Here is an 11,048-nt window from a genome sequence, read left to right as displayed (position 1 = left end):
CTATGTGTATTGGTGTGCCCGGCCAGGTGGTGAGCGTCGGTGAAAGCGCTCATCATCTGGCGCAGGTCGATGTCTGCGGCGTTCGCCGCGACGTGAATATTATGCTGGTGTGTGAAAGCGAACCCGCCGCGCTGCTTGGTCAGTGGGTGCTGGTGCACGTGGGGTTTGCCATGAGCGTGATTGATGAGGAAGAAGCCCTGGCGACGCTGGAAGCCCTGCGCGAACTGGATATGGATTTCACCGAACCTCAAAGATGAACCAGACCGGGTTTGGCATCGGTAATCATCTGGGTGACCAGCGCCAGATTACCGATTTTCGCCTCGCTGGCCCGGTAAAATTTACTTTTATCAATCAGCAATAAAGACTGATTTGCACGACGCAGAAGGTGCGCTTTATAGGTGGCGTTATATTTCGTTGAATCCCACATCTCCCCGCTGGCATCCACCCCTTCGCAGGAAAAAATAAACAGGTCGACCTCAAGCGATTTCAGCATTGTGACCAGCGCCGGGTTCACGTAGCAGCGATTTTGCCGCTCCAGCCGCCCGCCGGAGCAGATGAGATTGATATGCTGGCGGCGCGCCATCTCCTGGCAAACGGGCAGGCTGTTGGTAAAGACTGTCAGGGGGATATCCGGCAACTGGCGCGCCAGATGAAAACAGGTCGAACTGGCATCCAGCGCCAGCGTCATCCCTTGCTCAATCCAGTTCAGGGCGTGGCGGGCAATATCGGCTTTATCTGCATAATGGCTTTTACGCCGGGCGTAAAACGGCTCTCCATCACTCTGTTGCGGCGTGTGAAGTAATCGCGCCCGACCGTGGCGGCGCACAATTTTTCCCTGCGTCTGTAGCGCTTTTAGATCCCGACGAATGGTCTCTTTGCTGACGCCAAGCTGCCCGGCGAGTGCGTCGGTGGTCAATGTCTCATGTTCTGCCAGTAGCTGAATCAACGAAGCCTGGCGTGTCATTTTCATGTCGGTTCCGCCTGCCGGTATGAAAGGGACAGCAGCGTGTGACCAATGGCTGCTCCATTTTTACCGGTATGTTTTATCTGATACATCGACTGGTCTGCGCGGCGTAATGCGTTAACAAAATCGTCGCCGCGCTGTACTTCATCAATACCGATGGATGCTCCCACCTGTGCCTCGCCATTATCCAGCTCGAAGGGCGTTAGCGCGGCGTGCAGGCAATTATGCGCGGTGCTGTTGATAAGCAAACTATTGAGCGCAAACGGTAGCAGCAGGACAAACTCATCGCCCCCCAGACGCCCTACCACTGACCCTTCCGGACAGGCTTCACGCAGGCGCCGACTTAACTGTATCAATAATTCATCACCACTACGGTGACCAAAGGTGTCGTTGACGACTTTAAAATCGTCCAGATCGATAAACGCTATGCACAACGGGCCAGCCGCCTTGAGCGTATCGAAATGATGAATCAGCGCGTGGCGGTTCGCCAGCCCGGTCAGCGGGTCGTGGTTCGCCAGCGCCGCGAGTTGCTCTTCATACTGCTTCTCTTTGGTCATGTCGATGTGGGTACCGGTGACCTTTAACGGCTTGCCGTCGCTGTCCCGGTCAGTGACACGCCCACGGTCCAGCACCCAGGTGACGGTGCCGTTTTTATGCTGCATACGGTGCAGCGCTTCATAGAACGGGGTTTTGCCGTTGAGGTGGTCATAAAACGCATCGAGAACGCGCTGGCGGTCATCCTCATGCAGGTGCTCTTTCCAGACATCAAAGTGGGCGCTGAGCTCTTTTGGCTGATAGCCGAGCATCGATCCCCAGCGTCGGTTGTAGATAATCAGTTTCCCGCTGGGCACATCAAGCTGCCATAAACAGAGGCCCGTGCCATCCAGCGCCGCGCTGAGCTTGTTACGGGCATCACGCGCAATTCGCACCAGACGGGCGTTATGCTTTTTCAGATTCTGGATCTGCTGTTTTAGCGCATTTTCAGACATTTGGCGTGATTATGGGTAAATAAAAGGCATTCTTACTGGTTATATCAGAGGTTGTAAATACGATGTGATAAAAACAGTCTCAGGCTGGCCTGGGAAAGGAATTCCCGGACGCTTGCCGTCCGGGAAGAGGGGGGTTAGCCGTTGCGTTTGTCTTCGGTGTGGGTGTCGAAATCGCTGGCATCGTGGCGTTCGTGCAACTGTTCGCTTGGCTCACCAAAGGTACGGTTGACCATACGCCCACGCTTCACGGCAGGACGCTCAGCAACCTCTTTGGCCCAGCGCAGAACATTCTGGTAGCCACTGGCTTCAAGGAACTCGGCGGCGTTGTAAACGTTGCCCAGCACCACGTTGCCATACCACGGCCAGATGGCCATATCGGCGATGGTGTATTCGTCACCCGCCACGAATTTGTGGGTTGCGAGCTGTTTGTCGAGCACATCTAACTGGCGCTTGGCTTCCATCGTAAAGCGGTTGATAGCGTACTCGATTTTCACCGGCGCATAATTATAGAAGTGGCCAAAGCCGCCGCCGAGGAACGGCGCAGAGCCTTGCAGCCAGAACAGCCAGTTCAGTGTTTCAGTCCGCCCGGCGGGGTCTTTGGGCAGGAAGTGACCAAACTTCTCTGCCAGATACAGCAGAATGGCGCCGGACTCAAATACGCGCGTTGGCGGGGTGGTGGAGTGGTCGCGCAGCGCCGGAATTTTGGAGTTCGGGTTCACGTCCACAAAGCCGCTGGAGAACTGATCGCCTTCACCAATGCGGATGAGCCAGGCGTCATACTCCGCCTCTTTCACGCCCTTCGCCAGTAGCTCTTCGAGCATGATCGTCACTTTCTGGCCGTTCGGCGTACCCAGCGAATAAAGCTGTAGCGGGTGTTTACCCACGGGTAATTCTTTGTCATGGGTCGCGCCGGAAATGGGGCGGTTGATATTGGCAAACGCGCCGCCGCCGCTGTCTTTATCCCACGTCCAGACTTTTGGGGGCTGATAGGTGTTCTCTGACATGTTGACCTGCCTTTTCGTTAAGGTATTGAAGCAGTGTAGTAGCCGTCGGATAGGGGCGTGTTTCCCCGCTCCGATCAGGCCAGAATACGCGCCGCCCAGGCGCTGATATCATCACCGCTGCCCAGATCCGCCTGTACCAGTCCGTTGACCATAAAGGTGGGGGAGACGTGGATACCGTTCTGGCGCGCATACTTACAGTGCCATTTGATTTCCGCCTGCAATTCCGGGCGCGCAAAGGCTTCGCTCACCTTCACGCCGCTATAATTTTCAATTCGCTCGATGATCTGCTGCGGGGTGGCATCCATATTCGGGCCGCTGCAGTGGTCGGTAAACTCGAACTCTTCCCGGTGGTCGGCAACCGCCTGCATCACCTTATGTGCGGCATCGCGACCATTGGGCAGCGTGGAGGCGGCAAGAATGCAGCGCACAATGACGCCAGAAAACAAATGCCAGGGCTGCGATTGCAGGCGAATTTTTACCGTCACCTTGTCTTCACCCACTTCTTTTAGCAGCGCATCCAGTTTGTTAAACGCGCGCACGGAGAACGGACAGGTGGGTTCCAGAAAAACTTCAAAAGTGCGTGGGCCGTGACCCCAGACCAGCGGCTCGGCATGTAACGGTTGGCTCATGTTGACTCCTGATGGTTAGCACGATGTTGTGGCAGATGTGAACGTTGCGATGACCAAAGAGAATATCAGGATGTGATTTCGTGAGGCACTGGAATTGATGAATTTGGCAGGAGTGACGGCTAAACCGCCCAAAAAGCCAATGCCACAAGCAGACCGCCAGGCGAGACCCTGTGTTTGATGTAGCGCACCTCATTTTGCATTGGTAGCAGAATAGATTTGCTTTGCTAAACCGGTTTAATTAGATTTTAGCGATACATTCTACTGGGAGAAAACCATGTCAGCTCAAGTCTGGTGTCTGGGTGATGCCGTTGTTGATCTGTTGCCAGAGGGCGACGGGCGATTAATGCAGTGCGCGGGGGGAGCTCCGGCCAATGTCGCCGTTGGCATTGCGCGGCTGGAAGGGAAAAGCGGTTTTATCGGCCGGGTGGGGCAGGATCCTTTTGGCAAATTTATGTACGACACGCTACGTCAGGAAAAGGTGAACACGGATTATATGACCTTTGACGAGGCACAGCGGACATCCACCGTTGTCGTCGCCCTTGACGACGAAGGCGAGCGTTCCTTCACCTTCATGGTGCGCCCCAGCGCCGATCTTTTCTTGCAGGCTGATGATTTGCCAGCTTTCCGGCAGGGGGAGTGGTTACACTGCTGTTCTATTGCGCTCTCGGCTGAACCTTCGCGGACCACGACGTTACTCGCCATGCAGCGCATACGTGAAGCAGGCGGCTTCGTCAGTTTTGATCCTAATATTCGAACCGATCTCTGGCAGGATCCGCAGATGCTGCAGCGGTGTCTGGAGCGTGCCTTCGCTCTGGCCGATGTGGTCAAACTCTCAGAAGAAGAGTTGGCTTTCATGACGGCCTCCACGGATTTACGTGTCGCGATGAAAACGCTGGCAGAACGTTTTGCGATCAAACTTTTGCTGGTCACTCAGGGCAAAGCTGGCGTGCAGGCGCTCTTCCAGGGCGACATTTTCCATTATCCCTGCGTGCCCGTAACTAGCGTGGATACCACCGGTGCGGGTGATGCCTTTGTGGCCGGGTTGCTGTGGCAACTGGCGCAAACAGGTTTACCCCAAAGCGAGCCAGATCTGGCATTGGGCCTTAAGTATGCGCAGCGATGCGGTGCACTGGCGACCACGGCGAAAGGGGCGATGACTGCGCTGCCCCATCTTGCGGCTTTGATGGCGCCGCAGGGCTGATTTCCATAACGATTTGCGACCCTCCTCACATTCACTAAACCGGTTTAGCTAATTTGTTTGCAGGTTGAAATTAACCACGATTATTATTCGCGACTAAACCGGTTTAGCAAAATATTCAGCACTCTTACCTCTTTCATAGGGACGCAAAAACAATGAGAAAAAGCACGCTCGCTATCACGCTTGGTTTGTTAATGGGGTCGGGTTCTGCCCTTGCAGCAGAGGCGGGAAACAGCAGCATAGAGGCGCGCCTTGCCGCGCTGGAACAACGCTTACAGGCCGCCGAACAACGGGCGACTAACGCAGAAAAAAGAGCAGAAGCCGCCGAGTTACAGGCGAAAAAGGTGGCAACCGAGCAGCAGAAAACGCAGACCACCACGGCTGAGGTGGCGCAGCGCACTACGCAACTGGAGCAGAAATCATCACAGGAAGGTGGCTTTGAGTTCCATGGCTATGCCCGTTCGGGACTGCTGATGAGCGACTCCGCAGCTAAAACCCAGGGTGGGCCAGGGATGACGCCAGCCGGTGAAACGGGTGGACATGTCGGGCGTCTGGGCAACGAACCGGATACCTATGTTGAGATGAATCTTGAACATAAACAGACGCTGGCTAACGGCGCCACCACGCGCTTCAAAGTGATGCTGGCCGACGGGCAGCGCAGCTACAACGACTGGACGGCATCGAGCAGCGACCTCAACCTGCGTCAGGCCTTTACCGAGCTGGGCCATCTGCCCACCTTCACCGGCGCGTTTAAAGACACTACCGTCTGGGCCGGGAAACGCTTTGACCGAGATAACTTCGATATTCACTGGCTTGATTCGGACGTGATTTTCCTCGCCGGGACCGGCGCAGGTATCTATGACATGAAGTGGAGTGATAATGCGCGTAGCAACTTCTCGCTCTATGGCCGCACCTTTGGCGATATCGAAAACAGTGAAAATAATGCCCAGAACTACATCCTGACGCTGAACAACTACTTTGGCCCGGTGCAGGCGATGGTTAGCGGCATGCGTGCAAAAGATAACAACGACCGCGTTGACCTCGATGGCAACAAAGTGAAAAGCGATGCGGCTAACACCGGTGTCCATGCGCTGTTAGGGCTGCACAACGAAAGTTTCTATGGCTTGCGTGAGGGGATGTCGAAAACCGCGCTGCTTTACGGCCATGGCCTCGGTGCTGAGGTGAAAACAGTAGGGGCGGATGGCGCGCTGTTACCTCAGGCCGATACCTGGCGTCTGGCGACCTACGGCATGACCCCACTGGGTGGTGGCTGGCATATTGCCCCTGCGGTACTGGCACAGAGCAGCAAAGACCGTTACGTCAAAGGCGACAGCTACGAGTGGGCGACGGTTAACATGCGACTGATTCAGGAACTGACGCAGAATTTCGAGATGCAGTATGAAGGCAGCTATCAGTATATGGATCTCAAACCGGAGGGGTACAACAGCCGCAATGCGGTCAACGGCAGCTTCTACAAACTCACCGTTGCGCCAACATTGAAAGCGGGTGATGTGGGTGAGTTCCTGAAACGTCCGGAACTGCGTCTTTTCGCCTCCTGGATGGATTGGGATCACAAGCTGGACAACTATGCCAGCGATGATGCTTTGGGTAGCAACGGCTTTAAGTCTGGCGGCGAATGGACCTTCGGCGTGCAGATGGAAACCTGGTTCTGATAATGAAGCCCCGTTAAGGGGCTTCTTGACGCGCTAATTATTACAAATCTCCATAAAACAGGGGCTTATATGGACTTTGAACAGATTTCCCGCTCGCTCTTACCGCTGCTGGGCGGCAAGGACAATATCGTCAGCGCAGCGCATTGCGCTACGCGACTGCGGCTGGTTCTGGCGGAAGATGCCAAAGCAGACACCACGGCGATCGGTAAGGTAGAAGGGGTGAAAGGTTGTTTTCGCAATGCCGGACAGTTGCAGATTATTTTCGGCACTGGCGTGGTGAATAAAGTCTACGCCGCCTTTATCAAAGAGGCGGGTATTGGCGAAACGAGCAAGTCCGAGGCCGCAGCCATTGCTGCCCGCAAACTGAATCCGTTCCAGCGGGCGGCCCGTTTGTTGTCGAACATTTTCGTCCCGATCATCCCGGCCATCGTGGCGTCGGGTTTGTTGATGGGGCTGCTGGGAATGGTGAAAACCTACGGCTGGGTCAATCCGGAAAACGCGCTCTATATCATGCTGGATATGTTCAGCTCGGCGGCGTTCATTATTCTGCCTATCCTGATTGGTTTCACCGCGGCGCGTGAATTTGGCGGTAACCCCTTCCTGGGCGCGACGCTGGGCGGCATTCTGACGCACCCGGCGCTGACCAATGCCTGGGGCGTAGCCGCCGGGTTCCATACCATGAACTTTTTTGGTATCGAAGTGGCGATGATCGGCTATCAGGGCACGGTCTTCCCGGTGCTGCTTGCCGTCTGGTTTATGAGTGTCCTGGAAAAACAGTTGCGCCGGGTCATTCCTGACGCGCTGGATCTGATTCTGACGCCATTTTTGACGGTTATTATCACCGGTTTTGTCGCGCTGCTGGTCATCGGCCCGGCGGGGCGTGCGCTGGGTGACGGTATCTCCTTTGTGTTGAGCACGCTCATCACCCATGCCGGCTGGCTGGCAGGGTTGTTGTTCGGCGGTCTCTATTCGGTGATTGTCATTACCGGCGTGCATCACAGTTTCCATGCGATCGAAGCGGGACTGTTGGGCAACCCGTCCATTGGCGTGAACTTCCTGCTGCCTATCTGGGCGATGGCCAACGTGGCTCAGGGCGGTGCTTGTCTGGCGGTGTGGTTCAAAACCAAAGATGCCAAAATCAAAGCCATTACCCTGCCATCGGCGTTTTCGGCGCTCCTTGGCATTACAGAAGCCGCTATTTTTGGTATCAACCTGCGTTTTGTAAAACCCTTTATTGCAGCGTTGATTGGTGGGGCGGTTGGCGGTGCCTGGGTGGTCTCGGTCCATGTCTATATGACAGCCGTAGGGTTAACGGGCATTCCGGGCATGGCGATTGTACAGGCCAGCTCGTTACTGAATTATGCTATCGGGATGGTGATTGCTTTCAGCGTCGCCTTTGTTATCTCTTACCTGCTTAAATACAAAACGGACTCCGAATAATGACGCCATCAGCCCTGTTGCCGAAGATTTTACTGTCAGTACTTAAAGGACAACCGAAAGCACTGCGAGACAGTCACTATCCGGCCTGGCATCTGGCCCCGGCGACGGGGCTGTTGAATGACCCCAACGGCTTTATCCATTTTCAGGGGCGGTTTCATCTGTTTTATCAGTGGAACCCGCTCGGCTGTCAGCATAATCACAAATGCTGGGGGCACTGGAGTTCAGCGGATTTACTGCACTGGCAGCATGAGCCGATAGCGCTGATGCCGGAAGAGGAGTATGACCGCAGCGGTTGTTATTCCGGTAGCGCGGTCGACAACCAGGGCGCACTGACGCTGTGTTATACCGGCAACGTGAAATTCGCCGGGGGTGGTCGCACGGCCTGGCAATGTCTGGCGGTGCAGAACGCCGAAGGCGGGTTTGATAAGCTGGGGCCCGTTATCGCGTTGCCGGAAGGCTACACCGGGCACGTCAGAGATCCGAAAGTCTGGCAGCACGAAAACCAGTGGTACATGGTGCTCGGTGCCCAGGATCTGGCGCTACGCGGCAAAGTGCTGCTGCTTCGTTCCGACGATTTGCATCACTGGCAGTTACTCGGTGAGCTCGCCGGTAGCGGTCTCGGCGGTTTAGGGGAGGCAGGGTATATGTGGGAGTGCCCGGACCTGTTCACTCTGGGCGCTGATACTTTCCTCATCTGTTGCCCGCAAGGGGTGGCACGTGAAGCGCACCGTTTCCTTAATACCCACCCGAGCGCGTACCTGAGTGGGGCATTCACCCCTGAACAGGCGACATTTGAACATGGCGCGCTGCATGAGCTTGACGCCGGATTTGAGTTTTACGCCCCGCAAACCACCTTAAGCGCTGACGGTCGGCGCCTGCTGGTGGGTTGGATGGGGGTGCCGGATGGCGAAGAGATGCGCCAGCCGACGGTAGCGCAGGGCTGGATCCATCAAATGACCTGCGTGCGCGAGCTTTCCAACCGTAACGGTAAGTTGTATCAACAGCCGGTCAGGGAATTGCAGGCGCTGCGCGAAAATGAGCGCCGTTTTGCAGGGCGTGTGGATGACGCACCGGTGATGGATGCCCGGAGCCTGGAGCTATGGATCGAGAGCGAAGGTGAGCTGACGCTGAATATTGGCGATACGCTTATCCTGCACTGGCATAAAGACCATCTGCGTCTTGACCGTCGTAGCCTTGAAAATGGCGAATGGCTCTCGCGTTACTGGGACGGAGAGGCAAATGTGCTGCAAATTTTATGCGACAGCTCAAGCGTTGAGATCTTCATCAATGAGGGCGCTGGCGTAATGAGCAGCCGCTACTTCCCGTCACATCCTGCGCAAATAACCTTTAGCGGAAGTGGCGAACTGCGGGCGCAATACTGGTCGTTACGTCCTTGCATGGTAGAATAACAGCTTGTTTCATTAACCGATGCATTGTCGTGAGAAAAACAAAACGCGTTACCATCACTGATATTGCCGCGCTGGCGGGTGTCTCAAAAGCCACCGCCAGTCTGGTTCTCAATGGACGAGGTAAAGAGTTACGCGTGGCGCAGGAAACCCGTCAGCGTGTGCTTTCGCTTGCTCAACAGCACCATTATCAGCCGAGCATTCATGCCCGGCTGTTGCGCGAGGATCGCAGCCACACGCTCGGCCTGGTGGTCCCTGAGATAACCAACCACGGGTTTGCCGCCTTTTCTCATGAACTGGAAAACTTGTGTCGTGAGGCGGGCTTGCAGCTTCTTATCTCCTGTACCGATGAAAACGCCAGTCAGGAGTCAGTGGTGGTCAACAATCTGGTCTCCCGTCAGGTGGACGGGCTGATCGTCGCCTCCAGCATGCTCAACGACGCCGATTATCTGAAACTCAGCGAGCAACTGCCCGTTGTGTTGTTCGACCGCCATATGAACAGCACGCCGTTGCCGTTGGTTATCACCGATGCGGTGACACCCACCGCCGATCTGGTTGAACGTCTGGCCCGTGCGAATCCGGATGAAATCTACTTTTTAGGTGGGCAACCGCGACTGTCGCCAACCAAAGATCGTCTGGCGGGTTTCACGCAAGGGCTGGAGAGAGCAGGGGTGGCGTTGCGCCCTGAGTGGATTATTCACGGCAACTATCACCCCAGCAGCGGCTACGAAATGTTTGCCGCCCTGTGTGCGAAGCTGGGACGTCCGCCCAAAGCCCTGTTTACGGCGGCATGTGGGCTGCTTGAAGGGGTGTTGCGCTATATGAGTCAGCACCATTTACTGCAAAGTGATATTCACATTGCCAGCTTCGACGATCACTATCTCTATGATTCTCTCACCTTGAGTATTGATACCGTCGAGCAGAACATTCCGCGCCTGGCGTATGACTGTTTTGACCTCATCACCCAGTTGATTGAGGGCAATGAGCCGACCGAACAACAACGCATTTTGCCCGCCACACTACGCCTGCGTAATGAACGTTTGAAAAACGCAGCGCCTGGTCAGGCTGGCTGATGTAACGGCAACGCATGTCACCATTTTGATAATACAAGGGGAAGGGGCTTCCCCTTGTGTTCATCATTGCTGGCTGCCGCGCACCATCGTCACGATCGCCTGTACCAGTTCATTCTTCGCCTGCTGCGCGCTGATTTTGCCAATCACTACCGCCCAGGATAACCCTTCTGCGGCGCCGAGCATCGCCCATAGCGCGGGTGTTTGTAACGTATTGCCATTGCAGAAAGGGGTAAACAGCGCCCGGCATTTCTCGGTAAATGTCGTGGCGTAGTCCTGACGGATTTGCTCCAGTTCCGGCGTGCCGCTGAGTGCGGCAATGACACTTGGCATTTCGCGCCCCGATAGCAGCACACACTCAATGTACGCATCGGCAATGACCGCCGCGAGCTTCTCCAGCACAGGTTCTGTCTGGCTAAGCTGTGCGTCCATACGTGCCGTCGAGCGAAGATCATATTCCCGATAAAGTGCGGCAAACAGGCCCGAACGGCTGGTGAAATGATCATAAACTACCGGCTTTGTGATCCCGGCGCGTTCTGCGAGATGGCCGAGTGTCAGGGCTTCTGTGCCTTCTTCCCGAATGATCTGCCAGGCCACCTCAATCAACTGGGTATAGCGTTCCTGCCGTGATAAACGCTGGCGTGTGCTCTGACTGCCCATCGTAAAAATTCTCCG

General features: G+C 55.5%; 11 protein-coding genes. 6 read left to right on the top strand and 5 right to left on the bottom strand.

What is annotated here, in order from left to right:
* The first annotated feature begins 2 nt into the window (after positions 1–2).
* Complete coding sequence (hybG, locus tag ABIB59_RS13170) at positions 3–257, top strand: hydrogenase maturation factor HybG (protein ID WP_071194558.1); 255 nt, start codon at positions 3–5, stop codon at positions 255–257.
* Here the strand turns inward: hybG and fucR are convergent.
* The 4 genes from fucR to ABIB59_RS13150 all read right to left on the bottom strand — a co-directional run bounded on the left by fucR (position 248) and on the right by ABIB59_RS13150 (position 3,586).
* On the bottom strand, positions 248–970 hold the full coding sequence (fucR, locus tag ABIB59_RS13165) for an L-fucose operon activator (RefSeq protein ID WP_039078059.1): 723 nt from the start codon (positions 968–970) through the stop codon (positions 248–250). The genes hybG and fucR overlap by 10 nt on opposite strands.
* Positions 967–1,953, bottom strand: a complete 987-nt coding sequence (locus ABIB59_RS13160; RefSeq protein WP_039078058.1) for a sensor domain-containing diguanylate cyclase — start codon at positions 1,951–1,953, stop codon at positions 967–969. Before ABIB59_RS13160 ends, fucR begins: the two co-directional genes overlap by 4 nt.
* A 134-nt stretch (positions 1,954–2,087) precedes the next feature.
* Entirely contained in the window at positions 2,088–2,957 is an 870-nt protein-coding gene (gene yghU / locus ABIB59_RS13155) for a glutathione-dependent disulfide-bond oxidoreductase (protein WP_071194560.1), read from the bottom strand.
* Between the two features lie 74 nt (positions 2,958–3,031).
* Positions 3,032–3,586, bottom strand: coding sequence for a DsbA family protein (locus tag ABIB59_RS13150; RefSeq protein ID WP_039078056.1), 555 nt, complete (start codon positions 3,584–3,586; stop codon positions 3,032–3,034).
* Between the two features lie 274 nt (positions 3,587–3,860).
* Here ABIB59_RS13150 and cscK point away from each other — a divergent pair, with 274 nt between their 5' ends.
* The 5 genes from cscK (at position 3,861) to ABIB59_RS13125 (ending at position 10,376) form a co-directional block, all read left to right on the top strand.
* Positions 3,861–4,787 (top strand): fructokinase, encoded by a 927-nt coding sequence (gene cscK, locus ABIB59_RS13145; protein ID WP_071194562.1) that lies wholly within the window; start codon positions 3,861–3,863, stop codon positions 4,785–4,787.
* Between the two features lie 152 nt (positions 4,788–4,939).
* Positions 4,940–6,457, top strand: a complete 1,518-nt coding sequence (locus ABIB59_RS13140) for a carbohydrate porin (RefSeq protein ID WP_039078054.1) — start codon at positions 4,940–4,942, stop codon at positions 6,455–6,457.
* 69 nt (positions 6,458–6,526) lie between these two features.
* Positions 6,527–7,897: a sucrose-specific PTS transporter subunit IIBC gene (locus ABIB59_RS13135; RefSeq protein WP_039078053.1), complete on the top strand. Its 1,371-nt coding sequence runs from the start codon at positions 6,527–6,529 to the stop codon at positions 7,895–7,897.
* Positions 7,897–9,306 (top strand): sucrose-6-phosphate hydrolase, encoded by a 1,410-nt coding sequence (locus ABIB59_RS13130; RefSeq protein WP_354035721.1) that lies wholly within the window; start codon positions 7,897–7,899, stop codon positions 9,304–9,306. The genes ABIB59_RS13135 and ABIB59_RS13130 overlap by 1 nt, the downstream gene beginning before the upstream one ends.
* A gap of 29 nt (positions 9,307–9,335) precedes the next feature.
* Positions 9,336–10,376: a substrate-binding domain-containing protein gene (locus ABIB59_RS13125; RefSeq protein WP_039078051.1), complete on the top strand. Its 1,041-nt coding sequence runs from the start codon at positions 9,336–9,338 to the stop codon at positions 10,374–10,376.
* 63 nt (positions 10,377–10,439) lie between these two features.
* Here ABIB59_RS13125 and ABIB59_RS13120 read toward each other — a convergent pair whose 3' ends face one another.
* Positions 10,440–11,033 (bottom strand): TetR/AcrR family transcriptional regulator, encoded by a 594-nt coding sequence (locus ABIB59_RS13120; RefSeq protein WP_354035719.1) that lies wholly within the window; start codon positions 11,031–11,033, stop codon positions 10,440–10,442.
* Between the last annotated feature and the right edge of the window lie 15 nt (positions 11,034–11,048).

Source organism: Citrobacter sp. UYEF32, from assembly GCF_040546205.1.
GTDB classification, from domain to species: domain Bacteria; phylum Pseudomonadota; class Gammaproteobacteria; order Enterobacterales; family Enterobacteriaceae; genus Phytobacter; species Phytobacter diazotrophicus.
This window is presented reverse-complemented; position numbering and strand designations above follow the sequence as displayed.